This is a genomic window from Arthrobacter sp. 01T425 (assembly GCF_056398725.1).
In genome coordinates this window covers 146,907-171,251 of the sequence record NZ_JBFTPY010000004.1, presented here as the reverse complement: position 1 = coordinate 171,251, position 24,345 = coordinate 146,907, and the positions used below count along the sequence as shown (strand labels likewise).

The following is a 24,345-nucleotide window of genomic DNA, read 5'->3' as shown; positions in this document are numbered from 1 at the left end:
CTGTCCATGACTCTGCTGCCCATCGGCGTCGGCCTGCTTTTCAGCGCAGTGGTGGTCCTGGGATTCGCGCTGCTCTCCCCCGGCGGGGCCAGTGTCCCCCTGGACCGGCGCAGGCCCGTCCAGGGCCAGGCCGACTCGCAGCTGACGCGGTTCGCCGGCTCGGCCGTCCACCTGGTCGACGGATTCTTTTCCGGCCGCAAAGTCCGGCTCTTCAACCGCGAGTCGCTGGAACAGGCCGGCCTGCGCCTGGGCCAGGCCGACTTCTACGTCCTGCTCCTGGCCGGGGCGGTTGCGGGGGGCCTCGCCGGGTTCGTCGTCGCGGGCCCGTTGCTGGCGGTCCTCCTGGTGCTCCTGGCGCCGGTCGTGGGCCACCTCGTGCTCCGCATCCTGGCCGGCAAGCGCCGCACCAAGTTCGACCAGCAGCTCGGCGATACCCTGCAGCTGCTGTCCGGCGGCCTCCGGGCCGGGCACAGCATCATGCGCGCCATTGACGCCGCCGCGTCCGAATCCCAAAGCCCGACGTCGGAAGAGATGCGCCGCGTGGTTACAGAGACCAGCCTGGGCCGGGACCTCCTGGACTCCCTGAGCGACACCGCGGACCGGATGCGGAACGAGGACTTCGTCTGGATCGCCCAGGCCATCCAGATCAACCGTGAAGTGGGCGGGAATCTGGCCGAAGTCCTGGACCAGGTCAACGAGACCATCCGCGAGCGCAGCGAGATCAAAGGACACATCAAATCCCTCGCCGCCGAGGGAAAGTTTTCCGCGTACATCCTCATGGCCATGCCGATCGGGATCGTGGTGATGCTGATGCTGGTCAATCCCGGCTACATGAACCCGATGTTCACGCACCCGCTGGGCTGGGGCATGATGGCGGCCTCCGTCATCCTCATGACCATTGGCGGGCTGTGGATGCGAAAAATCATCGACCTGAAGTTCTGAGGCGGCTATGGCACCTGCTGTACTACTTGCCACGCTGCTGGTGGCGTTGCCGCTCGGCTATCTGGCGTGGTCGCTGCTCTCCGTCGACCGGAGGTCACAGCGCGCCATGCGGGAGATGCTCGCGCATGGCACCGACCCGGCCGAGCTCACCCATCGGGAGCGCAGCAGCCTGCTGGAACGGGCCGGCTACCGGCTGACTCCCCCGGCGTACGTCCGCAAACTGGACCGGCTGTTGTCCCTCGCCGGGCGCCCCGCGTCACTGCCGTTGGGCCGCGTGCTCGCGGCCAAGCCGCTCCTTGGGCTGCTGGGCGCCCTGCTGGGCTTCTGGATCAGCGCCAACAGCCCGACGCCGGTCCTCAAGCTCGTGGGAATCTTTGTGTTCCTGCTCGGCTACTTCATCCCCGACCTCCTGCTCTACAGCAGAGGGCAGGAACGCCAGAAGACCATGCAGCTGGAACTGGCCAACACGCTGGACCAGATGCTGATCTCCGTGGAAGCGGGCCTGGGCTTCGAAGGCGCCATGGCCCGGGCCGGCGAGAACGGCAAGGGCCCCCTGGCGGAGGAACTTATCCGGACCCTGCAGGACATGCAGGTAGGGCGCAGCCGGCGCGAGTCATACGTGGCACTGGCGGAACGGACCAACGTGCCCGAGCTGCGCAGCTTCGTCCAGGCCGTGGTCCAGGCCGACACCTACGGCATTGCCATCAGCCGGGTGTTGCGGGTGCAGGCGAAGGTCATGCGGGTCAAGCGCCGGCAACGGGCCGAGGAGAAGGCCATGAAGCTGCCCGTCACCATCCTGTTTCCCCTGCTGTTCTTCATCTTCCCCGTGCTTTTCATCGCCATCCTGGGCCCGGCCGTCATCAACGCCATCGACACGTTCAGTGGCCAGTAAACGGCCGCCGACACGGCCACGGCCGGCACCAGCGGCAGGGATTGGTTCCCCTCGGGAAAGCCTCAGGGTTTCCGCAGGATAGACCGGGCTGCAAGGCATCGGCCGCATCAGCAAGTAGCGTGGTCACATGTCCCTTCCAAGCGCTTGCCCCGACGACGGAGATGCGGGCATTGCCCTCGCTCCCACCACCTCTCCGGGACTGCCGGCGCCTGCCCTCACGGCATCCAGCGCGGCAGCGGCCTTCCCAGAGGTCTTCCCGGAGGTCCTCCCCGAGGACCTGCCGGCGGCCCCACTCGTGGACCCTGCCGCGCTTCAGGACCTGGGTGCACAGCTGGAAAATCCGGCCGTGGCGAAGGGATTTGCCAGGGACTACACCCGGATGTGGGACCAGCGCTACCGCTCGCTGGCCTCGGCCCTCGAACGCGGGGATCTCGCGGGCTCGATGGACGCTGTGCTGAGCCTGAAGACGTCCTCGGCCATGGTCGGAGGCCTGCGCCTGGCCCAGCTCGCCGGCGAACTGGAGAACGCCCTCAGGGCCGGAGACATTGGCCGCGCACTGTCGCTCCTGCGCGACGTCGCCGCGCGCGGCGGGGAAACCGTCGACGAGCTCCAGTTCAGCTACGTCCTGTGGGACAGCTAGGACCGGCGGGACCGCTGCCGCCTACAGGTTTCCCGGGCGCCGGGCGCCGGAAGCCCCTCCGGGGGCTACCGCGCCGGCGACAGCCGGTAGCCCACGCCGCGGACGGTCTGCAGCCAGCGCGGCTGCACGGGGTCCTCGCCGAGTTTCCTCCGCAGGTTGCCGATATGCACCTCGACGGCGCGTTCGTCGGATTCGCTGATGTAGGCGTCCGCCCGGTAGTAATCGCCCCGGACCACGCGCACCAGCTCGGTCTTGGACCGCACGGCGCCGGCGCCCTTCAGGAGCGCCTGCAGGAGGTCGAACTCGCTGCGGGTCAGGCTGACCGCCACGCCGTCGACGCTCACGGACCGGGTCTCGGGGTTCAGGTCCAGGCCGTTGTGGTGCAGCACTGGACTCTGGGACGCTGCAGGGGCGGCGGCCGCCCCAGAATCCAGCGCGGATCCGTCCGCGGCGCCGAGGTCCTGCCGGGGCCGGCGCATCATGGCACCCACGCGCGCGCGCAGCTCCCGGGGCCGGAATGGCTTCGCCAGGAAATCATCAGCCCCGGTATGAAACGCCGTCAGGGTGTCCAGTTCGTCGGTTCGCGCTGTCAGCATGACCACGTACGCGTCACTGAACTGCCGGATCCGGCGCAGCACCTCGAAACCGTCGATGTCGGGAAGCCCGACATCGAGGGTGACCACGCTTGCCTCCCGTGCCCTGACGACGTCGACCCCTTCACGTCCGCCGGCCGCCGAGTGGACTTCGAACCCCGCCTGGCTCAATACGGCTTCGACAAGGTTCCGAACATCTTCGTCGTCTTCTACAACGACGGCGACTCCCATGTCGGTCATGGCCCCCCTCATGTGTCACGCTACGCTGCCGTTCGCGGATGCGGCGGCAGCAATGATCTCGCCGGCCCCCACCAGCAATGTCAGAATACCCACCCTAAGGGGCAAATTCGCGGCTGCCCGGTAACAGAAATGGCAAAACTTCGATTTATGTCAAATTTGCGTGACACAGGGTGTAAAACTGGAGCAACGGGAAGGGGGCACGGCGTCTTTGCTTAGACAGCGGCTGATCCGAAGTATGGATCGACACGGGAAGGCTTTGGGGCCGCGCGGGCGGGTCCTCGTATGCCAGTTGCCGCTGGCTGTGATGCTGGCCGGAATTGTCATGGCTGCCCCGGCCGCCTGGCCCGGCCTTCCGGACAGCATCCTGTGCCGGTACGCCTTTGCCCTGCAGGCCGCCCTCCTGGTGGCCTGCGTACTGGTCCCCTGGCAGCGTTTTGGGCCGTTGGCCCCGCTCGTCATCCCTGTCCTGGACCTGGTTGCGATTGGGCTGCTCCGGGACGGCACCACCGCCGGGCTGCCGGATCCCGGTGTGCTCTCCGTCTTGCCCGTGGTGTGGATTTCGGCGTCCAGGCTCTCCGCCCCCGCGAGCCTTTCACTGAGTTTCTCGGTGCCCCTCCTGGCCGCCCTGCCCTGGCTCCTGGCGGACCGATCGGCACCGCTTGCGGCCCGCACGGCCGAAGCCCTGCTGGTGCCCCTGATGATGCTCGCGGTGTCCCTGGCCATGCGTTTCGCGCGGGCGCGCCTGCGGCGCGAGCAGCGGCGGATCAGGTCCAAGGAAGCCGAGCTGGAGGTCCTACTCGCGGACAGCCGGGAGCGCGAACGGCTCCTGAACACCATTCTTGACACCGTCGACGTCGGGATCGTGGCAGTGGACGCCAGCGGCCGCCGGCTGCTGACGAACACGTGGCAGGCCGAACTCGAGGAATCCGCGGCCGCGGCGCCCCGTCCTACGGCCGAAGCGGCGGGGGAAGTACTGCCGGAAGAGGGCCATCTCGTGCTGACCGGGCAGGACCGAAGCACCCCCCTGCCGCTGGAGCGCCGTCCCATCCGGCGGGCGCTTGCCGGCGAGTCGTTTGCCGACTACCTTGTCTGCTTCGGTGAGGAAGCGGCCAGCCGCGTGGTCTCTACCGGGGCCCGGCCCCTGAAGAACGACGCCGGCGACTTCCGCGGCGCCGTGGTGGTCTTCAACGAGGTCACCGGCCTGGTGGACGCCCTCGCAGCGAAGGACGAGGTCGTCTCCACTGTCTCCCACGAATTCCGCACGCCGTTGACGTCCATCATCGGCAACCTGGACCTGGTGCTCGCCGACACCGAGGGCCTGGACAGTCCGGTGGTCCGCCGCGTCGAAGTGGCGCTGCGCAACGCGGAGCGGCTGCTGGCCCTGGTCTCGGATCTTCTCATGTCCGCCAGCGCCGCGGTCCATGTCCATCCGCGCCGCACCGACCTCGCCGGCATCGTGGAGGCGAGCCTCGGCTCGGCCCAGGCCCACGCCCAGGCGTCCCGCGTCTGCCTCGCCACGGACGTCCAGGGTCCGCTCTGGGCCCACGTGGACCCGCTCCGGATCAGCCAGGCCCTGGACAACCTGGTTTCCAACGCGATCAAGTACTCGCCCGACGGCGGATCGGTGCGGGTCTCCGCCAGCTCCGGCGACGGCCTGGTGCGCCTTCACGTCGAGGACACCGGGATGGGCATGACCGCCGCCGACGCCGGGCGGGTCTTCACCCGTTTCTTCCGCAGCCCGGCCGTCCGGGACGGATCCATTCCGGGCGCCGGCCTGGGGCTGTCCATCACCAAGGCCATCGTGGAAGGGCATGGCGGATCCATCTCGTGCCGCACCAGTCCGGGCCACGGCAGCACTTTCACCCTCGAGCTTCCCGCCTAATTTAGGCCCGCAGGCCCACCGCCTTTTCGTGCCCACATGGCTGTGGTGGCGTCAGAGATTCCCCACCTTTGGTGGCCGACGCCGGCGTGTTGCGCCGACCCGCCGGCGTATAGCGGCCTCGCTCCGGCAAAGGTGGGGAAAATCGGTGGCGCAGTTTAGGCCCGCAGTGCCCGCGTCAGTTCGGCCCGGGCCAGCATGCCGCTCTCTGTCGGGTAGGCCACTTCCTCGAGCACTAGCGGGTGCGGGGCTGCGAGAACGGAGCGGGCGTCGCGCTGCCGGGCGAGGAGCCGCTCGTAGAGCCATTCCGGGGCCTCTTCGCCCTCCCCCACGTACAACGCCGAGCCCACCAGGGAGCGGACCATGTTGTGGCAGAACGCGTCAGCCTGAACGGTGACGACAATGACCCCGTCCGTGCCGCGCGCGAATTCGAAGCGCTGCAGTTCACGGATGGTCGTGGCCCCCTCGCGGGGCTTGCAGTACGAGCGGAAGTCCTGCAGGCCCAGCAGCGGCGCGGCGCCCTCGTTGAGGAGCCCGACGTCCAGCGGAACCTTGTGCCACAGGGTCGAGGCGCGTCCCAGCGGGTCCCACAGCGCGGGGCCGTCCGCGATCCGGTACGAATAGCGGCGCCAGAGGGCGGAGAACCGGGCATCGAAGCCAACGGGTGCCACGCTCACCCGGTGCACCTCGATGGCGCCGCTGAGGTCGCCCAGGCCACGGCTCAAGGCACCGCGGATGCGGCGGAGAAGGGCGACGGCGGGATCCAGTTCGGCGCCCCGGTTCAGGCCCAGCCACTCCGCCTCGCTGAGGTCCAGGTGGACCACCTGGCCGCGGGCGTGCACCCCGGCGTCGGTGCGCCCGGCAACCGTGACCCGGACGGGGCGGCGGATCAGCAGCGCGAGGGCCTCCTCCAGGACGCCCTGGACGGTGCGCAGTCCCGGCTGCACGGCCCACCCGCTGAACGGGCCGCCGTCGTAGGCCACATCCAGCCGGATACGCAAAAACCCGCCGCCCCCCAAGACGGGGGCAGCGGGTTTGAGCTCGTTCATAGACTTAAGTCTATAAGAAAGATTTAGCGAATTACTTCGCGTCCTTCTCGGACTCAGCGGCTGCTTCCTCAGCGGCCGGAGCCTCTTCGGTAGCGGCTTCGGCCTCAGCGGCTGGAGCCTCTTCGGTCTCAGCAGCCTCTTCGGTCTCGGCAACCGGAGCTGCGTCGGCCTTTTCGGCGTCCTTCTTGTCAGCGTCGCGCTTGGCAGCAGAGGTAGCCTCGGCTACCACGGCCTGCTTTGCGGAAACCGGCTCGAGAACCAGTTCGATGACAGCCATGGGAGCGTTGTCGCCCTTGCGGTTGCCGATCTTGGTGATGCGGGTGTAGCCGCCATCGCGGTTTTCCACTGCCTGTGCGATGTCGGTGAACAGCTCGTGGACGACGCCCTTGTTGCTGATCAGGCCGAGTACACGACGGCGGGACGCGAGGTCGCCACGCTTGGCGAAAGTCACCAGGCGCTCGGCGTACGGCTTCAGGCGCTTGGCCTTGGTCACCGTGGTGGTGATCCGCTTGTGCTCGAAAAGTGCGGCGGACAGGTTCGCGAGCATAAGACGCTCGTGAGCCGCTCCGCCTCCGAGGCGCGGACCCTTAGCGGGGGTAGGCATTATAGTTTCTCCTCATTGGAAGCCGTTGGGCTGCGCACACCAGGGTGCATCCAGCCAGCCGGCCAAGATCTGTTGGTTAGAGCTCGTCGTCGCTGAACGCGGCGTCGTCCTCTTCGATGGCTGCGGCACGTGCTGCGAGATCGAAACCGGGAGGGGAGTCCTTGAGGGACAGGCCCAGTTCGACCAGCTTGGCCTTGACCTCATCAATGGACTTCGCGCCGAAGTTGCGGATGTCCATGAGGTCAGCCTCGGAGCGGGCAACGAGTTCACCCACGGTGTGGATGCCCTCACGCTTGAGGCAGTTGTAGGACCGGACCGTCAGGTCCAGATCCTCGATCGGCAGTGCCATGTCGGCTGCCAGGGCAGCATCCGTCGGCGACGGACCGATCTCGATACCTTCAGCTGCGGTGTTCAGCTCGCGGGCAAGACCGAACAGTTCCACCAGGGTGGTACCTGCCGAAGCAACGGCGTCGCGCGGGGCGATTGCCTGCTTGGTCTCGACGTCGACAATGAGCTTGTCGAAGTCAGTGCGCTGCTCAACACGGGTAGCTTCCACGCGGAAAGTAACCTTCAGAACCGGCGAGTAGATCGAGTCGACCGGGATGCGGCCGATCTCGGAGTCGCCGGACTTGTTCTGAGCTGCCGAAACGTAGCCGCGACCGCGCTCGATGGTCAGTTCGAGTTCGAACTTGCCCTTCGAGTTCAGCGTGGCAATGTGCAGATCCGGGTTGTGGAATTCGACGCCGGCCGGCGGAGCGATGTCCGCGGCGGTGACGACTCCCGGTCCCTGCTTGCGCAGGTAAGCAACAACCGGCTCGTCGTGCTCGGAGGAAACCGACAGGTTCTTGATGTTCAGGATGATCTCAGTGACATCTTCCTTGACACCCGGAACCGTGGTGAACTCGTGCAGCACGCCATCGATCCGGATGCTCGTTACAGAGGCACCGGGGATGGAGGAGAGCAGGGTACGGCGGAGGGAGTTTCCGAGGGTGTAACCAAAGCCCGGCTCCAGCGGTTCGATGATGAACCGTGAGCGGTTTTCGGAGACGACCTCTTCGGAGAGGGTGGGGCGCTGTGCAATGAGCACTTAGGTTTCCTTTCGGCGAGCATCCGCTATATGACGCAACACAGGTGGTGGAAAGATCGGTCTGAAGACTTAACGCGGCCGGGCCTGCCCGGACCGGTGAGGGTCCGGGCAAGCTCCTGGGCGCTGGAAAGCCTTAGACGCGGCGGCGCTTCGGCGGACGGCAGCCGTTGTGGGCGCTGGGGGTGACGTCCTGGATGGAGCCAACCTCGAGGCCAGCGGCCTGCAGCGAGCGGATGGCGGTTTCGCGTCCGGAACCCGGTCCCTTAACGAACACGTCAACCTTGCGCATGCCGTGCTCCTGTGCACGCTTTGCGGCGGCTTCGGCGGCCATCTGGGCAGCGAACGGGGTGGACTTACGCGAGCCCTTGAAGCCAACCTCACCGGACGAAGCCCAGGAGATGACAGCACCGTTCGGGTCCGTGATGGACACGATGGTGTTGTTAAAGGTGCTCTTGATGTGCGCCTGGCCCAGCGCGATATTCTTCTTGTCCTTCTTACGCGGCTTGCGAACCGCGCCACGAGTCTTCGGGGGCATTTTTTCTCCTACAGAAAGTTATCGGGGGAAAACCGAGTTAATCCCTCAGGGATTAACGGGCCTTCTTCTTGCCTGCGACGGTGCGCTTCGGACCCTTGCGGGTACGCGCGTTCGTCTTCGTACGCTGACCGCGCACTGGCAGGCCCTTGCGGTGGCGAATACCTTCGTAGCTGCCGATTTCAACCTTGCGGCGGATATCAGCGGCTACTTCGCGGCGAAGGTCACCCTCAACCTTGTAGTTGCCTTCAATGTAGTCACGCAGCTCAACCAGCTGCGCGTCGGTCAGGTCCTTGACCCGAACGTCAGCGCTGATGCCGGTAGCAGCCAGGGTTTCGTGTGCACGGGTCTTGCCCACGCCGTAGATGTAAGTAAGCGCAATTTCCAGCCGCTTTTCGCGGGGAATGTCTACGCCAGCGAGACGAGCCATATTGGCAGTACTCCTTGTATAAACCGGAGGTCGTAGGCAGTACACCCGCATGTTCAGTGCGGCCCCAGCCTCCGACCGGGGGTTAGCTGTCCGGGCTCATACGTCCCAGTTCAGCTTGTGCTGCCTTTATTTACTTGCGTGGGTTAGCAACCCAGGGTTTCCCGTGAAGGAAATTAGCCCTGGCGCTGCTTGTGGCGCGGGTTCTCGCAGATCACCATGACCCGGCCATTACGGCGGATCACTTTGCACTTTTCGCAGATCTGCTTGACGCTCGGCTTGACCTTCATGGCGTTCCTTTGCGTGTTGCAGTTGGTCAGCTGGACCGGCCCTCGGCTATTGCCCTGGCCGCCCAGTGTTTACTTGTAGCGGTAGACGATACGACCACGTGTCAGGTCGTAAGGGCTCAGCTCCACCACTACGCGGTCCTCGGGGAGGATCCTGATGTAGTGCTGGCGCATCTTTCCAGAGATGTGTGCCAGAACGATGTGCTTGTTGGTGAGCTCAACGCGAAACATCGCATTGGGCAGCGCCTCGGTCACAACGCCCTCGATCTCAATGACCCCGTCCTTCTTGGCCATACCCTCCGCTAACTGTTGTTGCCGCAGCCTCCCGGTTTGCACCGGTCATGACCGCGGACGTTTTTGATTGATTGGCTGGTGCCACCCGACCCCAAAAGGGCACAACGGGGCAGACAACCAACAGACAACACTACGCCATCGCGGCCCGATTGTTAAATCCGAAGTTAAATCCGCCCATCGTAGCGCACTCAGCGTCCGTACGCACCTAGCGTCCCGGCCGCCGTCGTCACTGCCTCCGCCTGCGAGATCCCGTCGAGGATGGCCAGCCGGACGACGTCGGCGGCCGCGCTCTGCAGGGTAATGAGGCTGATCTGCCGGGCCGCCGGGGTGCTGCGGTCAAGCGCGACGGCGCCCGTCGCCAGCGCGAACACGGTATCGCCGTCGGCGAGGGTGTGGCTTGGATTCAAAGCCCGGGCCAGTCCGGCATGGGCCGCCGAGGCCGTCCGCTTGCAGTCCGCCTTGTCCAGGACGGCGTCCGTGGCGACGACGACGAGCGTGGTGTTGAGCGGCGGGGGCGTACCGCCAACGCCGTAGTCTGCGGCTTCGGCCTCACCTCCCGCCCCAACAGCCGAAACCCTCTGCGTGCTCGCTCCTTCGTCGCTTAGACGCACGCTGCCGGGTTCCGCCTGCTGCGGCGATGTGCCCCACGGCAGTCCGAGCGCGTTGACGACCGCAATGGCGCCGACGGTCACCCCGTTTTCTAGTGTGAGGGAGGCTGTGCCCACTCCCCCTTTGTACGTGCCCCTGCCGATTGCCGCTCCTGTGCCGGCGCCGACGTTGCCGCGTTCGACGTCGTGCCCTTCCGGCTGCCCGGCGGCGGCGGCCGTCGCCGCGTAGCCCATCGCCTCTCCGGGGCGGGCGGAGAAATCGCCGCCGCGGCCCAGGTCGAAAATCGCGGCCGCCGGCACGATCGGAACAAGCCCGCCGGGGACCGTGAAGCCTCGGCCGTTCTCCTCGCACCAGCGCATGGCGCCGCCCGCGGCTGCGAGGCCAAAGGCGCTGCCCCCGGTCAGGACCACGGCGTCCACGGTCTGGGACAGCGTGGTGGGATCCAGTGAGTCCGTCTCATGCGTCGCAGGCCCGCCGCCCCGGACGTCGACCGAGCCGACGGTGCCCGGCGGCGGGAGAACCACAGTCACTCCGCTCAGCCAGCCGTCGCCGGACTTCTGGACCTGGCCTATCCGGATGCCGGCCACGTCTGTGATGGCTCCTGTTGCTCCCATGGCTCCATTGTGCGCCCCGGCTGACCTGCGACACGCAAAATCCCTGGCGCTACCGTATTCCGGTGTCGCCAGGGATTTTGCGCGTCGCCAGAAATCCCGCGAGTCGCCGTGTGAGTCGGGCCTAGGGAATCGGGACGGGCACGACGCCGAGCGGCGCCAGTTTCGCCGCTCCCCCGTCAGGTGCCGAGAGGACCCAGATCCCCTTCTCGTGCACGGCCACCGAGTGCTCCCACTGGCAGGAGCGCTTGCCATCCGTGGTGACGACGGTCCAGTCGTCGTCCAGGATTGCGGTCTCGATGCTGCCCCGGACCAGCATGGGCTCGATTGCGAGGCACAGCCCCGGGCGGATCTTCGGCCCGCGGTGGCCGGTGCGGTAGTTCAGCACGTCCGGCGCCATGTGCATCTCGGAGCCGATTCCGTGCCCTACATAGTCCTCCAGGATGCCCAGCGGTTTGCCCGGCACGGAGGAGACGTAGTCGTCCACGGCGTTGCCGATATCGCCCACGAATTTCCCGGTGGCCAGGGCTGCGATGCCACGCCACATGGCTTCCTCGGTAACCTCGGAGAGGCGAACGTCTTCGGGATCGGCGGTGCCGACAATCACGGTCCGCGCCGAATCGGAGTGCCAGCCGTCCACGATCGCACCGCCGTCGATCGAGATGATGTCGCCGTCCGCCAGGACCCGGCCGCCGGGGATGCCGTGCACCACTTCTTCGTTCACCGAGGTGCAGATCGTGGCCGGGAACCCGTGGTAGCCGAGAAAGTTGGACTTGGCGCCGGCGTCCTGGAGCACGGCGGCGAAGACCTCATCCAGCCGGGCAGTGGTGACGCCGGGGGCCGCGGCGGCCACCGCTGCATCCAGTGCCCGGCTCAGGACCAGTCCGGCCTCGTGCATCGTGCGCATCTGGGCGTTGGTCTTGTATTCAATGCGTGCCTGGCCGAATGCCATCGCTACCTCAAAATTTTCTCTCGCGGTCCGGGCGGGCTGGATCCCGGGCCTCCACCATGGGTCATCAACCCAAGTCTTCAAGCTCTATTCTCCCGTACCGGTTCAACGGTTCGGAACGGGCTCGCTGCGGGGCCGCCCAACGCCGAAGGGCGCGTCCCGTACCCGATGGTACGGAACGCGCCCTTCTGCACTGCGTCTCTGTTCTGCGTCAGCCGCAATGAGCATGCGTGGATCAGGGGGCGAGGATCAGGCGGCCTGGGCCGACTTGATCGCTTCCATGACGCGCTCGGTGACTTCGTCGATGGCACCGATGCCGTCCACCTGGGTCAGGATGCCGCGTTCGGCATACTTGGCCACCACAGGTTCGGTCTGCTCGTGGTACAGGTCCAGCCGGTGACGGATAACGCCTTCGTTGTCGTCGCTGCGGCCAGTTTCCTTGGCACGGCCCAGGAGGCGGGTAACCAGCTCCTCGTCGTCAGCGGTGAGCTGGAGCACGACGTCGAGCTTCTGGTCAGCGCCGGCGAGGATGTCTTCGAGGTAGTCCACCTGCGCGGTGGTGCGCGGGTACCCGTCGAGCAGGAAGCCTGCCTCGACGTCGTCCTCATTGAGGCGGTCGCGCACCATCTTGTTGGTGACGCTGTCCGGGACGAAGTCGCCGGCGTCCATGTACTTCTTGGCTTCGACGCCGAGCGGAGTCTCACCCTTGACGTTGGCGCGGAAGATGTCTCCGGTGGAGATCGCAACGACGCCGAGGCGTTCTGAAATGCGTTCCGCCTGCGTTCCCTTGCCGGACCCGGGAGGTCCGATAATCAACATTCTCGTCATCGCAAAAGCCCTTCGTAGTGACGTTGCTGTAGTTGCGCATCAATCTGCTTCACGGTCTCCAGACCGACGCCCACCATGATCAGGATCGAGGTGCCGCCGAACGGGAAGTTCTGGTTCGCGTTAATCAGGACCAGTGCAACCAGCGGGATCAATGCCACGAAGCCGAGGTAGAAGGCGCCGGGCAGGGTGATCCGGGATAGGACGTACTGAAGATAGTCCGCGGTCGGCTTGCCGGCGCGGATGCCCGGAATGAAGCCGCCGTACTTCTTCATGTTGTCCGAGACCTCTTCGGGGTTGAAAGTAATCGCAACATAGAAGTAGGTGAAAAACACAATCATGGCGAAATACAGTGCCATATAGATCGGGTGGTCGCCCTTGGTGAGGTTGTTGTTGATCCACTCAACCCAGGGCTGTACCGGCTCGCCGGCCTTGGGCTGGTTGAACTGTGAGATCAGCCCCGGCAGGTAGAGCATGGACGAGGCGAAGATGACGGGCACGACGCCGGCCATGTTCACCTTGATGGGGATGTAGGTGCTGGTTCCGCCGACCGTGCGGCGGCCGATCATCCGCTTGGCGTACTGCACCGGGATCCGGCGCTGGGACTGCTCCACGAAGACCACGAGCGCCACGGTGAGCAGGCCGATGATGAGGACCAGGAAGAACGTGCCGGGGCCCTGGGCCTTCCAGATCGCACCGAGCGAGCCGGGGAAGCCTGCGGCGATGGACGTGAAGATCAGCAGGGACATGCCGTTGCCGACGCCCTTTTCCGTCACGAGCTCGCCCATCCACATGATCAGGCCTGTGCCGGCCGTGAGCGTGATGATGATCAGGACCGTGGTGACGATCGAGCTGTCCGGGATGATCGGAAGCTGGCAGTTAGGCAGCAGCTGGCCGGAGCGTGCCAGCGACACCAGTGTCGTGGCGTTGAGCAGGCCAAGTGCGATCGTGAGGTAGCGGGTGTACTGGGTCAGTTTCGACTGCCCTGACGCGCCCTCCTCATAGAGCTGCTGGAAACGGGGAATGACCACCCGGAGCAGCTGGACGATGATGCTGGCGGTGATGTACGGCATGATGCCGAGGGCAAAGATGGACACCTGCAGCAATGCACCGCCGCTGAACAGGTTGACGAGCTGGTAGATCCCGCCCGAGGTCTGACCGTTCTGCAAGCATTGCTGGACATTCTGGTAGCTCACACCAGGCGAGGGGATGAAGGCACCCAAGCGGAAGATTGTGATGATTCCCAGCGTGAACAACAACTTGCGTCGCAGATCAGGCGTGCGAAAGGCCCGGCCAAATGCGCTAAGCAAGCGTCCTCCTGAGTAATAAGTAAAGTCGTGTGAGACAGGTCAAATAAACCCAACAACCGAGTCTAACGGGTGGATGCGCCCCGCGAACAATCGGCGGGGCCCGGAAAATGAAAAAAACTCCCGGCACCGGGGGCCTGAGCCCCTGGTACCGGGAGTTTCAACAACGGGCAACTGCCCCGCCGCCTCGTTAGAGGGCGGTGGTGCTTCCGCCTGCTGCAGCAATCTTGTCAGCAGCGCTGGCCGAGAATGCGTGGACGGTGACGTCAACCTTGACGGTGATGTCGCCGGTGCCCAGCACCTTGACGGGCTGGTTCTTGCGAACGGCACCCTTTTCGACCAGGTTCTCCACGGTGACAGCGCCACCTTCCGGGAACAGCTCGTTGAGCTTGTCCAGGTTTACAACCTGGTACTCAACCCGGAACGGGTTCTTGAAGCCGCGCAGCTTCGGCAGGCGCATGTGCAGCGGCAGCTGGCCGCCGGCAAAGCCAGCCTTGATCTGGTAGCGGGCCTTCGTACCCTTGGTACCGCGACCAGCGGTCTTACCCTTGGAACCTTCACCACGACCAACACGGGTCTTGGCGGTCTTGGCACCCGGGGCGGGACGCAGGTGGTGAACCTTCAGTGCGTTCTGCTTCTCAGCGGCGCCCTGTGCCTTTTCGGCGGTGTTCTTCTCTGCCATTTACTTCGCCTCCTCTACCTTTACCAGGTGCGGAACCGTGTTGAGCATCCCGACGGTCACGGCGTCGGCGGTGCGGACAACGGTGTGTCCGATCCGCTTCAGGCCGAGGGACCGCAGGGTGTCGCGCTGGTTCTGCTTGCCGCCAATGGCGGACTTGATCTGAGTGATCTCCAACTTTGCGTCGGAGACAAGCACGTTCTTAGCCATGACTCAGACACCTGCCTTCTGGTTCAGGAGCGCCTTGACCATTGCCGGCGGGGCGATCTCGTCGAGCGGCAGGCCGCGGCGTGCTGCCACTGCTGCCGGCTCTTCGAGGCGCTTCAGCGCGTCAACGGTCGCGTGAACGATGTTGATGGCGTTGGAAGAACCGAGCGACTTGGAGAGGATGTCGTGGATGCCCACGCACTCCAGTACTGCACGGACCGGGCCACCGGCAATAACACCGGTACCGGCGGAAGCCGGGCGCAGCATGACGACGCCTGCGGCGGCCTCACCCTGAACGCGGTGCGGGATGGTGCTGCCGATGCGGGGAACGCGGAAGAAGGACTTCTTGGCCTCTTCAACGCCCTTCGCGATAGCGGCAGGAACTTCCTTTGCCTTGCCGTAGCCGACGCCGACCATGCCGTTGCCGTCACCGACGACGACGAGGGCGGTGAAGCTGAAGCGACGACCACCCTTGACGACCTTGGAAACGCGGTTGATGGTTACGACGCGCTCTACGAACTGGCTCTTCTCGGCCTCGCGGCCGCCGTCACGGCCACCACGGCCGCCACGGTCGCCACGGCCCTGGCCGCGGTCGCCACGCTCGCCACGACGAGCGCCACCACGGCGGTCGTCAGTGGTAGCAGGCGCAGCGGTCTCAGTTGCCGGAGCAGCTACAGCTTCAGTCACCTGAATGTCCTTTTCGTTATTTTCGGTCACAGTGCCAGCCCACCTTCACGTGCGCCGTCAGCGACGGCGGCGATCCGGCCGTGGTACTTGTTACCACCGCGGTCGAAGACAACTGCTTCGATACCGGCAGCCTTGGCACGCTCGGCGACCAGTTCGCCAACGCGCTTGGCCTTGGCGGTCTTGTCACCGTCGAATGCACGAAGGTCGGCTTCCAGTGTGGAGGCGCTTGCCACGGTCAGGCCCTTGGTGTCATCGACAACCTGGACGAATACGTGACGTGCGGAGCGGTTGACGACCAGACGCGGGCGTACAGCCGTTCCGGAGATGCGCTTGCGGATACGAAGCTGGCGGCGGCTGCGCTGGGCAGACTTGCTCTTGTTCGTACGCTTCTTGTTAATTGCGATCGCCATGGTTACTTACCAGCCTTTCCGACCTTGCGGCGGATGACTTCGCCTGCGTAACGGATGCCCTTGCCCTTGTAGGGGTCCGGCTTCCGCAGCTTGCGAATGTTGGCAGCAACCTCGCCGACCTGCTGCTTGGAGATACCTGAAACAGAGAGCTTGGTCGGGGTCTCAACTGCAAAGGTGATGCCGTTCGGTGCCGAGACGTTGACCGGGTGGCTGTAGCCCAGAGCGAACTCCAGGTCAGAACCCTTGGCCTGGACGCGGTAACCGGTACCGACAATCTCAAGCTTCTTCTCGTAGCCTGCGGTGACACCCTGGATCATGTTGGCGATCAGGGTGCGGGTCAGGCCGTGCAGCGAACGTGAGGCGCGCTCGTCGTTCGGGCGGGCGACAGTCAGGGTGCCATCTTCCAGGGAAACCTCGATCGGGCTGGCCACAGTGTGGCTCAGCTCGCCTTTGGAACCCTTGACGCTGACGACAGAGCCGTCAACCTTGACCTCAACGCCGGCAGGAACGGTGATGGGGAGACGTCCAATACGTGACATTATTCTCTTCCTTTCCCGTTACCAGACGTAAGCGAGGACTTCGCCGCCCACGCCCTTCTTGCCGGCCTGCTTGTCAGTCAAGAGGCCGGAAGAGGTGGACAGGATTGCGACACCCAGGCCACCGAGCACGTGCGGCAGGTTGGTGGACTTTGCGTAAACGCGCAGTCCCGGCTTGGAAATACGACGAACGCCAGCGATTGAACGCTCGCGGTTCGGACCGAACTTGAGCTCGAGGGTCAGCTTCTTGCCAACCTCAGCGTCTTCTTCTTTCCAGGAGGCGATGTAACCTTCAGCCTTCAGGATGTCGGCAACGCGTGCCTTGAGCTTGCTGTACGGCATGGTCACGGAATCGTGGTATGCCGAGTTAGCGTTGCGCAGACGCGTAAGCATGTCTGCGACGGGATCTGTCATTGTCATGTGGGCTCTTGCCCTTCCTCATAACGGTTTCCGCCGTGCCGGTTGTCCCGAACAGAATTCGGAACGGAGCGCGGGCGGACCTTTTACGTAGCTAGATTAGTCTTCGGTCTTGAACGGGAAGCCAAGCGCCTTCAGCAGCGCGCGGCCTTCGTCGTCGGTCTTGGCAGTGGTCACGACGGTGATGTCCATACCGCGAACGCGGTCAATGGAATCCTGGTCGATCTCGTGGAACATAACCTGCTCGGTCAGACCGAAGGTGTAGTTGCCGTTGCCATCGAACTGCTTGCCGCTGAGGCCACGGAAGTCGCGGATACGCGGCAGGGCCAGCGTGACCAGACGGTCCAGGAATTCCCACATGCGGTCCCCACGCAGAGTTGCGTGTGCACCGATCGGCATGCCTTCGCGCAGCTTGAACTGTGCGATCGACTTGCGGGCCTTGGTTACCTGCGGCTTCTGGCCGGTGATCAGGGTCAGATCGCGGACAGCGCCGTCGATCAGCTTGGAGTCCTTGGCGGCATCTCCAACACCCATGTTCACAACGACCTTCACCAGGCGGGGAACCTGGTTGACGTTCTGGTACTTGAATTCCTCAGTCAGCGTGTTCTTGATGGAATCGGCGTACTTGGTCTTCAGACGAGGAACGATCTTGCTTGCCGGAGTCTCGAGAGTCTCAGTCATTAGATGTCCTTCCCTGAGCTCTTGGCCACGCGGACGCGCACGTCACGCTTCACGCCATCGCGCTCAACGGTCTCGGTGCGGAAACCGACGCGGGTGGGCTTCTTGGTGGACGGGTCAACCAGAGCCACGTTGGAGATGTGGATCGAAGCCTCGACGACCTCGATGCCACCGGTCTTGGTGCCGCGCTGCGACTGACCGACCTTGGTGTGCTTGGTTACGCGGTTAATGCCTTCAACCAACACGCGGTTGGTCTCCGGGTACACGCGCAGAACCTTGCCCTGCTTACCCTTGTCGCCGCCGCGCTCAGCCTTGGCGCCAGTGATGACCTGAACGAGGTCACCCTTTTTGATCTTAGCCATGGACTAGAGCACCTCCGGAGCCAGAGAAACGATCTTCATGAACTTCTTGTCGCGAAGTTCACGACCAACCGGTCCGAAGATACGGGTACCGCGGGGGTCACCGTCGTTCTTCAGGATGACGGCTGCGTTCTCGTCAAACTTGATGTAGGAACCATCCGCACGGCGGCGTTCCTTCTTGGTACGGACGATGACAGCCTTGACGACGTCGCCCTTCTTTACGTTGCCGCCCGGAATTGCGTCCTTGACGGTAGCGACGATTACGTCGCCAATGCCTGCGTAGCGACGGCCAGATCCACCGAGAACGCGAATGGTAAGGATTTCCTTAGCACCCGTGTTGTCGGCGACCTTGAGTCGCGACTCCTGCTGAATCACTATTTACTCCTTGCGTCGCGCTGGTTCTCAGACCGAAAATCTTCCTACGGAATGAGCCTTGCGGAACGGTTGATCGGGGTGTCTCTTGACCTGCCTGGATTTTGCCAGACCAGGCCTAAACGCCCGTGCCAAAAACATTTGCTTCCCAGGCGGTTCCCGACGAGTCGGGGCGCAAGGGGGCACTATGCCGTGGCACGATTGTTTACGAGGTTGATGACGGCGCGCAAAAGGCGCCATACAAACTCAAAATCTTAGCACGTTTTGGGCGTATCCCCCTATCACAGCCATGGAGCCCGCACACCCCTCCCGCGCAGCCGCGACGCCGTTACGCCGGACAGGCTTTGGGCCCGCCCGCCGCCGCGCACCCCGGGAACCCGGCCCGCCGGCGTCGTAAGCCCCCCGAAGGCTGCTTCGCGTGACGAACACGGTAAACTGCTGCCGCCAGACGCAGGCTGCCGGCTGCGGCGGCTGCCGGCAACGCAGAAGCCCCCGCTCCCCCAAAGGGGAACGAGGGCTTCTGCTGTATCACCAGGCAAACAGGTGCAGGTGTTACTTGGCCTTCTCGAGGATCTCGACCAGACGCCACCGCTTGGTAGCGGACAGCGGGCGGGTCTCGGCGAGGAGCACGAGGTCGCCGATGCCGGCGCTGTTCTCTTCGTCGTGAGCCTTGATCTTGGCGTTGCGGCGGATGACCTTGCCGTAGAGGGCGTGCTTCACGCGGTCTTCGACCTGGACAGTGATGGTCTTTTCCATCTTGTCCGAGACGACGTAGCCGCGCTTCGTCTTACGGTAACCGCGCTCGTCAGCCTTGGCTGCGTCGGAAACAGTTTCCGTCACGTTCTCGTCCTTTTCACTCACTTGGCATCCTCCTCGGATTCAACCGTTTCAGCCTTCTCAGCCTTCTTGGTTGCAGCCTTCTTGGACTTCTTCTCTTCCTTGGCTTCCACAACCGGTGCGGCAACCTCGGCACGAATGCCGAGCTCGCGCTCACGGAGAACGGTGTAGATGCGGGCGATGTCCTTCTTTACCGCGCGCAGACGACCGTGGTTCTCCAGCTGACCGGTGGCGGACTGGAAACGCAGGTTGAACAGCTCTTCCTTGGCCTTGCGGAGTTCTTCAACGAGACGCTCGTTGTCGAAACCGTCCAGCTGTGCGGATGCAAGTTCCTTGGATCCTACTGCCATTTCTACTCACCACCTTCGCGACGCACAATGCGTGCCTTCAACGGCAGCTTGTGGATTGCCAGGCGCAGGGCCTCGCGAGCTACCTCTTCACTGACACCGGAGAGTTCGAAGAGAACCCGGCCCGGCTTGACGTTTGAGACCCACCATTCCGGAGAACCCTTACCGGAACCCATGCGGGTTTCGGCCGGCTTCTTCGTCAGCGGACGGTCCGGGTAAATGTTGATCCAGACCTTTCCGCCACGCTTGATGTGGCGGGTCATCGCGATACGGGCAGATTCGATCTGACGGTTCGTGACGTAGGCCGGGCTCAGCGCCTGGATGCCCCACTCACCGAAGGAGACCTGGGTGCCGCCCGTAGCAGCGCCGGAACGACCCGGGTGGTGCTGCTTACGGTGCTTGACTCGACGTGGGATAAGCATTTAAGCCTGTCCTCCTTCTACTGACTGTGCCGTGCCTGCGGCACCGGCTTCGACAGCCGGAGCTTCGGCGGCAGGTGCTGCCTCGGCTGCGGGGCGGTCGGGACGACGGCGGCGGTCACCACGGTCGGCGCCACCCGGGCGGCCCGGGCGGTCGCCGGCACGGCCACGGGACGGAGCAGCAGCTGCCTGCTGAGCCAGTTCCTTGGCAGTGACGTCGCCCTTGTAGATCCAGACCTTCACGCCGATGCGGCCGAAGGTGGTCTTGGCCTCGTAGAAGCCGTAGTCGATGTTCGCACGCAGGGTGTGCAGGGGCACACGGCCTTCGCGGTAGAACTCCGAGCGGGACATTTCTGCGCCGCCCAGTCGACCCGAGCAAGCGATCCGGATGCCCTTGGCACCGGCGCGCTGTGCGGACTGCATGGCCTTCTTCATCGCACGGCGGAAAGCCACGCGGGAAGTCAGCTGCTCAGCAACGCCCTGGGCAACAAGCTGGGCTTCCATCTCGGGGTTCTTGACCTCGAGGATGTTCAGCTGAACCTGCTTGCCCGTGAGCTTCTCAAGCTCGCCGCGGATGCGGTCTGCTTCAGCGCCGCGGCGGCCGATGACGATGCCCGGACGTGCCGTGTGGATATCCACGCGGACACGGTCGCGGGTGCGCTCGATTTCGACCTTGGCGATACCGGCGCGCTCCATGCCCGTGGACATGAGCTGGCGGATACGGATGTCTTCGCGAACGAAGTCCTTGTACCGCTGGCCGGCCTTGGTGCTGTCGGCGAACCAGTGCGATACGTGATCGGTGGTGATGCCGAGTCGGAACCCGTGCGGGTTAACTTTCTGTCCCACTTAGCGAGCCTCCTCTTTCTCCGGGGTAGCGACTACCACGGTGATGTGGCTCGTGCGCTTCTTGATCTGAAATGCACGACCCTGGGCTCGCGGCTGGAACCGCTTCATGGTCGGGCCTTCATCAACAAACGCTTCGCTGATGATGAGGTCACCTTCGTCAAACGCCACGCCGTCGCGGTCCGCGAGGACCCGGGCGTTGGAGATTGCCGACTGAACTACCTTGAATACCGGCTCCGAAGCTGCCTGGGGGGCAAACTTCAGAATTGCCAGAGCCTCATTCGCTTGCTTACCACGAACAAGGTTGACGACGCGCCGGGCCTTCATAGGCGTTACGCGGATGTGACGCGCAATTGCCTTGGCTTCCATTGCTTTCCTTCTCTCGTCTTTGACGTAAGTGCAGGCGCCTAGCGGCGCTTGCCCTTACGGTCGTCCTTGACATGGCCGCGGAATGTCCGCGTGGGAGCGAATTCGCCGAGCTTGTGCCCGACCATCGACTCAGTGACAAACACGGGGATGTGCTTGCGTCCGTCGTGTACGGCGATCGTGTGGCCGAGCATGTCGGGGACGATCATCGAACGGCGGGACCAGGTCTTGATGACGTTCTTGGTGCCCTTTTCGTTTTCCCTGGCTACCTTTACAAAGAGGTGCTGGTCAACGAAAGGACCTTTTTTCAGGCTGCGTGGCATGTGTCCAGGCTCCTATCGCTTGTTCTTGCCAGTACGACGGCGACGAACAATAAGCTTGTCGCTCTCTTTGTTGGGACGGCGGGTGCGGCCTTCGCGCTTACCGTTCGGGTTGACGGGGTGACGTCCACCGGACGTCTTACCCTCGCCACCACCGTGGGGGTGGTCAACCGGGTTCATGGCGACACCACGGACGGTCGGGCGAACGCCCTTCCACCGCATACGGCCGGCCTTGCCCCAGTTGATGTTCGACTGCTCGGCGTTGCCGACCTCGCCGACGGTTGCGCGGCAGCGCACGTCAACGTTGCGGATTTCGCCGGAAGGCAGACGCAGCTGGGCGAAACGGCCTTCCTTTGCAACGAGCTGGATCGATGCGCCGGCGGAGCGGCCCATCTTGGCGCCGCCACCCGGACGCAGTTCGACTGCGTGGATTACGGTACCGACCGGGATGTTGCGCAGCGGAAGGTTGTTGCCGGGCTTGATGTCAGCGTCGGCGCCGGCCTCTACGAAGTCGCCCTGGGACAGCTTGTTCGGGGCGATGATGTAACGCTTGGTGCCATCAACGTAGTGCAGGAGGGCGATCCGAGCCGTGCGGTTCGGGTCGTACTCGATTTCGGCAACGCGGGCGTTGACGCCGTCCTTGTCGTGGCGACGGAAGTCGATCAGACGGTACTGGCGCTTGTGTCCACCACCCTTGTGACGGGTCGTGATCTTACCGGAGTTGTTACGGCCACCCTTTTTCGGGAGGGGACGTACCAACGACTTTTCCGGCGTCGACCGCGTGATTTCAGTGAAGTCCGCTACGCTCGAGCCGCGACGGCCCGGGGTAGTCGGCTTGTATTTACGGATTCCCATAATTTATTTCCTCGTTAAAGTGGTCTCCGCTACGAAAGCGGACCGCCGAAGATGTCGATAGTGCCTTCTTTGAGGCTCACAATTGCACGCTTGGTGTTCTTGCGGGTACCCCAGCCGAATTTGGTGCGCTTGCGCTTACCGGCACGGTTGATGGTGTTGATCGATTCGACCTTGACGGAGAAAATCTTCTCCACGGCCAGCTTGATCTCGGTCTTGTTCGAGCGGGGGTCCACCAGGAAGGTGTACTTGCCCTCGTCGATCAGGCCGTAGCTCTTTTCCGAGACAACGGGTGCAAGCACGACGTCGCGCGGGTCTTTGATGGTGGCTGCACTCACTTGGCATCCTCCTCGTTCTTTGCAACCTTGTCAGCAACGAATGCTTCGTAGGCAGCCTTGGTGAAGACTACGTCGTCGGAAACGAGAACGTCGTAGGTGTTCAGCTGGTCTGCGTACAGAACGTGAACTTCCTCGAGGTTGCGCACGGACAGTGCAGCAACATCGTTGGCGCGCTCAATGACAACGAGCAGGTTCTTGCGCTCGGAAACTCCGCGCAGGGTTGCCAGTGCTCCCTTGGAGGACGGCGTGGAGCCGGCAACCAGGTCAGCAACGACGTGGACGCGGCCGTTGCGGGCGCGGTCCGAGAGTGCGCCGCGCAGTGCAGCAGCAATCATCTTCTTGGGGGTGCGCTGGCTGTAGTCACGCGGCGTGGGGCCGTGGACAACGCCACCACCGGTCATGTGAGGAGCACGGATGGAACCCTGACGGGCGCGGCCGGTGCCCTTCTGCTTGAACGGCTTGCGACCTGCACCGGAAACCTCGGCGCGGGTCTTGGTCTTGTGGGTACCCTGGCGAGCAGCAGCGAGCTGGGCAACGACGACCTGGTGCAGCAGCGGCACGTTGGTCTGTACGTCGAAGATCTCTGCAGGCAGGTCAACCTTGACAGTGCTAGTCATTGAACTAGGCTCCCTTCACGGCGGTGCGTACGAGTACGACCTGGCCGCGGGCGCCGGGAACGGCGCCCTTGATCAGGAGCAGCGACTTCTCGACGTCAACCGCGTGGACCGTGAGGTTCAGCGTGGTGTGACGAACGGCGCCCATGCGGCCGGCCATTTTCATGCCCTTGAAGACGCGGCTCGGGGTGGATGCGCCACCGATTGAACCGGGCTTACGGTGGTTCTTGTGGGCACCGTGGGAAGCTCCAACGCCGTGGAAGCCGTGACGCTTCATAACACCGGCGAAGCCCTTACCCTTAGTGGTGCCAACGACGTCGATCTTCTGGCCGGCTTCGAAGAGCTCTACGGAGAGCTCCTGGCCCAGCTCGTAAGAGTCAGCATCTGCAGTGCGCAGTTCTACGACGTGGCGGCGAGGCGTGACGCCTGCCTTTTCAAAGTGACCAGCCAGCGGCTTGGTGACCTTGCGGGGATCGATCTGGCCGTAGCCGATCTGAACGGCGACATAGCCATCAGTTTCTGCGTTGCGCAGCTGCGTGATGACGTTCGAGTCAGCCTGGACCACAGTGACGGGGATGAGCTTGTTGTTCTCGTCCCAGACCTGGGTCATGCCGAGCTTCGTGCCCAGCAGGCCCTTTACGTTACGGGTTGCGGTCATAGTCTCTCAGCACCTCCCTACAGCTTGATTTCGATGTTCACGTCGGCCGGCAGGTCGAGACGCATGAGCGAATCAACAGCCTTGGGCGTGGGGTCGATGATGTCGATAAGACGCTTGTGCGTGCGCATTTCGAAGTGCTCGCGGCTGTCCTTGTACTTGTGCGGAGAGCGAATAACGCAGTAAACGTTCTTCTCCGTCGGCAGCGGCACGGGGCCAACTACAGTTGCGCCTGCGCGCGTGACCGTCTCAACGATCTTCCGTGCTGAAACGTCAATGACCTCGTGGTCATATGACTTCAGCCGGATGCGGATTTTTTGTCCCGCCATGTCGCCTGACTCTCTTTCAGTCTGTGCTTCCCCTGATTAGGGCTGCCCTGTTCACTTACTAGTTGTATGGCTGCCGAAGCATTTGAAGTCGTGACTACCACCCGCCGCACAAGCTGAATCCGGAAAGATCCGGGTTCCTCAACCTGCCGACGCAACCGACCCCCGCGGTCGGGCGTGTCGCATGTTTTCACACGTACGCGTCCGCAATTCCATGGGGAGTGGGTTATGTTTGGTCTCTTACTTGGACCCTGGCATCCGGCATTATCCGGATCGGGACGCGAAAGAGCGCTTGAACAACTCATCTAGTATGCCG

General features: G+C 63.9%; 36 protein-coding genes. 4 read left to right on the top strand and 32 right to left on the bottom strand.

What is annotated here, in order from left to right:
* Positions 1-6 precede the first annotated feature (6 nt).
* From AC1DNG_RS07495 to AC1DNG_RS07485, 3 genes are all read left to right on the top strand, one after another.
* Complete coding sequence (locus AC1DNG_RS07495) at positions 7-942, top strand: type II secretion system F family protein (protein ID WP_476851474.1); 936 nt, start codon at positions 7-9, stop codon at positions 940-942.
* 7 nt (positions 943-949) lie between these two features.
* Positions 950-1,834 (top strand): type II secretion system F family protein, encoded by an 885-nt coding sequence (locus AC1DNG_RS07490; protein WP_476851475.1) that lies wholly within the window; start codon positions 950-952, stop codon positions 1,832-1,834.
* 127 nt (positions 1,835-1,961) lie between these two features.
* The gene (locus AC1DNG_RS07485; protein WP_476851476.1) at positions 1,962-2,474 is read left to right on the top strand and encodes an Hpt domain-containing protein; all 513 of its coding nucleotides are present in this window, start codon (positions 1,962-1,964) and stop codon (positions 2,472-2,474) included.
* Between the two features lie 65 nt (positions 2,475-2,539).
* On the opposite strand, the gene AC1DNG_RS07480 is transcribed toward AC1DNG_RS07485, so the two are convergent.
* Positions 2,540-3,307, bottom strand: coding sequence for a response regulator transcription factor (locus tag AC1DNG_RS07480; RefSeq protein ID WP_476858990.1), 768 nt, complete (start codon positions 3,305-3,307; stop codon positions 2,540-2,542).
* 304 nt (positions 3,308-3,611) lie between these two features.
* On the opposite strand from AC1DNG_RS07480, the gene AC1DNG_RS07475 reads away from it, so the two are divergent.
* The gene (locus AC1DNG_RS07475) at positions 3,612-5,189 is read left to right on the top strand and encodes a sensor histidine kinase (protein ID WP_476887034.1); all 1,578 of its coding nucleotides are present in this window, start codon (positions 3,612-3,614) and stop codon (positions 5,187-5,189) included.
* 155 nt (positions 5,190-5,344) lie between these two features.
* On the opposite strand, the gene truA is transcribed toward AC1DNG_RS07475, so the two are convergent.
* The 31 genes from truA to rpsJ form a co-directional block, all read right to left on the bottom strand.
* A complete protein-coding gene (gene truA / locus AC1DNG_RS07470; RefSeq protein ID WP_243181084.1) occupies positions 5,345-6,235 on the bottom strand; it encodes a tRNA pseudouridine(38-40) synthase TruA in 891 nt (296 codons plus the stop codon).
* Between the two features lie 31 nt (positions 6,236-6,266).
* Entirely contained in the window at positions 6,267-6,839 is a 573-nt protein-coding gene (rplQ, locus tag AC1DNG_RS07465; protein WP_476887033.1) for a 50S ribosomal protein L17, read from the bottom strand.
* A 76-nt stretch (positions 6,840-6,915) separates the two neighbouring features.
* Positions 6,916-7,926 (bottom strand): DNA-directed RNA polymerase subunit alpha, encoded by a 1,011-nt coding sequence (locus AC1DNG_RS07460; protein WP_018773683.1) that lies wholly within the window; start codon positions 7,924-7,926, stop codon positions 6,916-6,918.
* Positions 7,927-8,059: 133 nt separating this feature from the next.
* On the bottom strand, positions 8,060-8,461 hold the full coding sequence (gene rpsK, locus AC1DNG_RS07455) for a 30S ribosomal protein S11 (RefSeq protein WP_018773682.1): 402 nt from the start codon (positions 8,459-8,461) through the stop codon (positions 8,060-8,062).
* A 52-nt stretch (positions 8,462-8,513) separates the two neighbouring features.
* Positions 8,514-8,888: a 30S ribosomal protein S13 gene (gene rpsM / locus AC1DNG_RS07450; protein WP_028275004.1), complete on the bottom strand. Its 375-nt coding sequence runs from the start codon at positions 8,886-8,888 to the stop codon at positions 8,514-8,516.
* Between the two features lie 173 nt (positions 8,889-9,061).
* Positions 9,062-9,175, bottom strand: coding sequence for a 50S ribosomal protein L36 (rpmJ, locus tag AC1DNG_RS07445; RefSeq protein WP_009358722.1), 114 nt, complete (start codon positions 9,173-9,175; stop codon positions 9,062-9,064).
* A 69-nt stretch (positions 9,176-9,244) separates the two neighbouring features.
* Entirely contained in the window at positions 9,245-9,466 is a 222-nt protein-coding gene (gene infA, locus AC1DNG_RS07440) for a translation initiation factor IF-1 (RefSeq protein WP_009358723.1), read from the bottom strand.
* 188 nt (positions 9,467-9,654) lie between these two features.
* On the bottom strand, positions 9,655-10,689 hold the full coding sequence (locus AC1DNG_RS07435) for a P1 family peptidase (RefSeq protein ID WP_476858993.1): 1,035 nt from the start codon (positions 10,687-10,689) through the stop codon (positions 9,655-9,657).
* Between the two features lie 121 nt (positions 10,690-10,810).
* Positions 10,811-11,638 (bottom strand): type I methionyl aminopeptidase, encoded by an 828-nt coding sequence (gene map / locus AC1DNG_RS07430; protein WP_476851482.1) that lies wholly within the window; start codon positions 11,636-11,638, stop codon positions 10,811-10,813.
* Positions 11,639-11,884: 246 nt separating this feature from the next.
* Complete coding sequence (locus tag AC1DNG_RS07425; RefSeq protein WP_173403039.1) at positions 11,885-12,454, bottom strand: adenylate kinase; 570 nt, start codon at positions 12,452-12,454, stop codon at positions 11,885-11,887.
* 5 nt (positions 12,455-12,459) lie between these two features.
* Positions 12,460-13,770: a preprotein translocase subunit SecY gene (gene secY, locus AC1DNG_RS07420; protein ID WP_026266474.1), complete on the bottom strand. Its 1,311-nt coding sequence runs from the start codon at positions 13,768-13,770 to the stop codon at positions 12,460-12,462.
* Between the two features lie 187 nt (positions 13,771-13,957).
* On the bottom strand, positions 13,958-14,449 hold the full coding sequence (gene rplO / locus AC1DNG_RS07415; protein ID WP_018773677.1) for a 50S ribosomal protein L15: 492 nt from the start codon (positions 14,447-14,449) through the stop codon (positions 13,958-13,960).
* Entirely contained in the window at positions 14,450-14,656 is a 207-nt protein-coding gene (gene rpmD, locus AC1DNG_RS07410) for a 50S ribosomal protein L30 (RefSeq protein ID WP_018773676.1), read from the bottom strand. It lies immediately after the preceding gene.
* Between the two features lie 3 nt (positions 14,657-14,659).
* Positions 14,660-15,340: a 30S ribosomal protein S5 gene (rpsE, locus tag AC1DNG_RS07405; RefSeq protein WP_173403037.1), complete on the bottom strand. Its 681-nt coding sequence runs from the start codon at positions 15,338-15,340 to the stop codon at positions 14,660-14,662.
* 26 nt (positions 15,341-15,366) lie between these two features.
* A complete protein-coding gene (gene rplR, locus AC1DNG_RS07400) occupies positions 15,367-15,750 on the bottom strand; it encodes a 50S ribosomal protein L18 (RefSeq protein ID WP_018773674.1) in 384 nt (127 codons plus the stop codon).
* Between the two features lie 2 nt (positions 15,751-15,752).
* Positions 15,753-16,289, bottom strand: a complete 537-nt coding sequence (gene rplF / locus AC1DNG_RS07395) for a 50S ribosomal protein L6 (RefSeq protein WP_011692797.1) — start codon at positions 16,287-16,289, stop codon at positions 15,753-15,755.
* A gap of 18 nt (positions 16,290-16,307) precedes the next feature.
* Positions 16,308-16,706, bottom strand: coding sequence for a 30S ribosomal protein S8 (rpsH, locus tag AC1DNG_RS07390; protein ID WP_018773673.1), 399 nt, complete (start codon positions 16,704-16,706; stop codon positions 16,308-16,310).
* A 96-nt stretch (positions 16,707-16,802) separates the two neighbouring features.
* Entirely contained in the window at positions 16,803-17,384 is a 582-nt protein-coding gene (gene rplE / locus AC1DNG_RS07385; RefSeq protein WP_018773672.1) for a 50S ribosomal protein L5, read from the bottom strand.
* Positions 17,384-17,743, bottom strand: a complete 360-nt coding sequence (gene rplX, locus AC1DNG_RS07380) for a 50S ribosomal protein L24 (RefSeq protein WP_028275000.1) — start codon at positions 17,741-17,743, stop codon at positions 17,384-17,386. The genes rplE and rplX overlap by 1 nt, the downstream gene beginning before the upstream one ends.
* A gap of 3 nt (positions 17,744-17,746) precedes the next feature.
* A complete protein-coding gene (gene rplN / locus AC1DNG_RS07375; protein WP_003803789.1) occupies positions 17,747-18,115 on the bottom strand; it encodes a 50S ribosomal protein L14 in 369 nt (122 codons plus the stop codon).
* A gap of 549 nt (positions 18,116-18,664) precedes the next feature.
* Complete coding sequence (gene rpsQ, locus AC1DNG_RS07370; protein ID WP_018773670.1) at positions 18,665-18,973, bottom strand: 30S ribosomal protein S17; 309 nt, start codon at positions 18,971-18,973, stop codon at positions 18,665-18,667.
* Complete coding sequence (gene rpmC / locus AC1DNG_RS07365; protein WP_018773669.1) at positions 18,970-19,299, bottom strand: 50S ribosomal protein L29; 330 nt, start codon at positions 19,297-19,299, stop codon at positions 18,970-18,972. The genes rpsQ and rpmC overlap by 4 nt, the downstream gene beginning before the upstream one ends.
* A gap of 2 nt (positions 19,300-19,301) precedes the next feature.
* Positions 19,302-19,718 carry a 50S ribosomal protein L16 gene (rplP, locus tag AC1DNG_RS07360; protein WP_018773668.1) on the bottom strand — a complete coding sequence of 139 codons (417 nt, stop codon included), beginning with the start codon at positions 19,716-19,718 and terminating at the stop codon, positions 19,302-19,304.
* On the bottom strand, positions 19,719-20,561 hold the full coding sequence (gene rpsC / locus AC1DNG_RS07355) for a 30S ribosomal protein S3 (RefSeq protein ID WP_028275116.1): 843 nt from the start codon (positions 20,559-20,561) through the stop codon (positions 19,719-19,721). It abuts the gene before it with no gap.
* Positions 20,562-20,927 (bottom strand): 50S ribosomal protein L22, encoded by a 366-nt coding sequence (gene rplV / locus AC1DNG_RS07350; RefSeq protein WP_003803798.1) that lies wholly within the window; start codon positions 20,925-20,927, stop codon positions 20,562-20,564.
* Between the two features lie 38 nt (positions 20,928-20,965).
* Positions 20,966-21,247: a 30S ribosomal protein S19 gene (gene rpsS / locus AC1DNG_RS07345; protein WP_018773666.1), complete on the bottom strand. Its 282-nt coding sequence runs from the start codon at positions 21,245-21,247 to the stop codon at positions 20,966-20,968.
* A 12-nt stretch (positions 21,248-21,259) separates the two neighbouring features.
* A complete protein-coding gene (gene rplB, locus AC1DNG_RS07340) occupies positions 21,260-22,099 on the bottom strand; it encodes a 50S ribosomal protein L2 (protein ID WP_026266473.1) in 840 nt (279 codons plus the stop codon).
* Between the two features lie 29 nt (positions 22,100-22,128).
* Complete coding sequence (rplW, locus tag AC1DNG_RS07335; RefSeq protein WP_018773664.1) at positions 22,129-22,434, bottom strand: 50S ribosomal protein L23; 306 nt, start codon at positions 22,432-22,434, stop codon at positions 22,129-22,131.
* Entirely contained in the window at positions 22,431-23,051 is a 621-nt protein-coding gene (gene rplD / locus AC1DNG_RS07330) for a 50S ribosomal protein L4 (protein ID WP_476887032.1), read from the bottom strand. The genes rplW and rplD overlap by 4 nt, the downstream gene beginning before the upstream one ends.
* A gap of 4 nt (positions 23,052-23,055) precedes the next feature.
* Positions 23,056-23,706, bottom strand: a complete 651-nt coding sequence (rplC, locus tag AC1DNG_RS07325; RefSeq protein WP_003803812.1) for a 50S ribosomal protein L3 — start codon at positions 23,704-23,706, stop codon at positions 23,056-23,058.
* 17 nt (positions 23,707-23,723) lie between these two features.
* Positions 23,724-24,032: a 30S ribosomal protein S10 gene (gene rpsJ, locus AC1DNG_RS07320; protein WP_003803825.1), complete on the bottom strand. Its 309-nt coding sequence runs from the start codon at positions 24,030-24,032 to the stop codon at positions 23,724-23,726.
* Positions 24,033-24,345: the final 313 nt, after the last annotated feature.

Bases quoted from the DNA above. Each gene is read 5' to 3' on its own strand.
- AC1DNG_RS07495 (WP_476851474.1), top strand. From the start codon at position 7: ATGACTCTGCTGCCCATCGGCGTCGGCCTGCTTTTCAGCGCAGTGGTG.
- AC1DNG_RS07490 (WP_476851475.1), top strand. From the start codon at position 950: ATGGCACCTGCTGTACTACTTGCCACGCTGCTGGTGGCGTTGCCGCTC.
- AC1DNG_RS07485 (WP_476851476.1), top strand. From the start codon at position 1,962: ATGTCCCTTCCAAGCGCTTGCCCCGACGACGGAGATGCGGGCATTGCC.
- AC1DNG_RS07480 (WP_476858990.1), bottom strand. From the start codon at position 3,307: ATGACCGACATGGGAGTCGCCGTCGTTGTAGAAGACGACGAAGATGTT.
- AC1DNG_RS07475 (WP_476887034.1), top strand. From the start codon at position 3,612: ATGCTGGCCGGAATTGTCATGGCTGCCCCGGCCGCCTGGCCCGGCCTT.
- truA (WP_243181084.1), bottom strand. From the start codon at position 6,235: ATGAACGAGCTCAAACCCGCTGCCCCCGTCTTGGGGGGCGGCGGGTTT.
- rplQ (WP_476887033.1), bottom strand. From the start codon at position 6,839: ATGCCTACCCCCGCTAAGGGTCCGCGCCTCGGAGGCGGAGCGGCTCAC.
- rpsK (WP_018773682.1), bottom strand. From the start codon at position 8,461: ATGCCCCCGAAGACTCGTGGCGCGGTTCGCAAGCCGCGTAAGAAGGAC.
- rpsM (WP_028275004.1), bottom strand. From the start codon at position 8,888: ATGGCTCGTCTCGCTGGCGTAGACATTCCCCGCGAAAAGCGGCTGGAA.
- rpmJ (WP_009358722.1), bottom strand. From the start codon at position 9,175: ATGAAGGTCAAGCCGAGCGTCAAGCAGATCTGCGAAAAGTGCAAAGTG.
- infA (WP_009358723.1), bottom strand. From the start codon at position 9,466: ATGGCCAAGAAGGACGGGGTCATTGAGATCGAGGGCGTTGTGACCGAG.
- AC1DNG_RS07435 (WP_476858993.1), bottom strand. From the start codon at position 10,689: ATGGGAGCAACAGGAGCCATCACAGACGTGGCCGGCATCCGGATAGGC.
- map (WP_476851482.1), bottom strand. From the start codon at position 11,638: ATGGCATTCGGCCAGGCACGCATTGAATACAAGACCAACGCCCAGATG.
- AC1DNG_RS07425 (WP_173403039.1), bottom strand. From the start codon at position 12,454: ATGTTGATTATCGGACCTCCCGGGTCCGGCAAGGGAACGCAGGCGGAA.
- rplO (WP_018773677.1), bottom strand. From the start codon at position 14,449: ATGGCAGAGAAGAACACCGCCGAAAAGGCACAGGGCGCCGCTGAGAAG.
- rpmD (WP_018773676.1), bottom strand. From the start codon at position 14,656: ATGGCTAAGAACGTGCTTGTCTCCGACGCAAAGTTGGAGATCACTCAG.
- rplR (WP_018773674.1), bottom strand. From the start codon at position 15,750: ATGGCGATCGCAATTAACAAGAAGCGTACGAACAAGAGCAAGTCTGCC.
- rplF (WP_011692797.1), bottom strand. From the start codon at position 16,289: ATGTCACGTATTGGACGTCTCCCCATCACCGTTCCTGCCGGCGTTGAG.
- rpsH (WP_018773673.1), bottom strand. From the start codon at position 16,706: ATGACAATGACAGATCCCGTCGCAGACATGCTTACGCGTCTGCGCAAC.
- rplE (WP_018773672.1), bottom strand. From the start codon at position 17,384: ATGACTGAGACTCTCGAGACTCCGGCAAGCAAGATCGTTCCTCGTCTG.
- rplX (WP_028275000.1), bottom strand. From the start codon at position 17,743: ATGGCTAAGATCAAAAAGGGTGACCTCGTTCAGGTCATCACTGGCGCC.
- rpmC (WP_018773669.1), bottom strand. From the start codon at position 19,299: ATGGCAGTAGGATCCAAGGAACTTGCATCCGCACAGCTGGACGGTTTC.
- rplP (WP_018773668.1), bottom strand. From the start codon at position 19,718: ATGCTTATCCCACGTCGAGTCAAGCACCGTAAGCAGCACCACCCGGGT.
- rplV (WP_003803798.1), bottom strand. From the start codon at position 20,927: ATGGAAGCCAAGGCAATTGCGCGTCACATCCGCGTAACGCCTATGAAG.
- rpsS (WP_018773666.1), bottom strand. From the start codon at position 21,247: ATGCCACGCAGCCTGAAAAAAGGTCCTTTCGTTGACCAGCACCTCTTT.
- rplB (WP_026266473.1), bottom strand. From the start codon at position 22,099: ATGGGAATCCGTAAATACAAGCCGACTACCCCGGGCCGTCGCGGCTCG.
- rplD (WP_476887032.1), bottom strand. From the start codon at position 23,051: ATGACTAGCACTGTCAAGGTTGACCTGCCTGCAGAGATCTTCGACGTA.
- rplC (WP_003803812.1), bottom strand. From the start codon at position 23,706: ATGACCGCAACCCGTAACGTAAAGGGCCTGCTGGGCACGAAGCTCGGC.
- rpsJ (WP_003803825.1), bottom strand. From the start codon at position 24,032: ATGGCGGGACAAAAAATCCGCATCCGGCTGAAGTCATATGACCACGAG.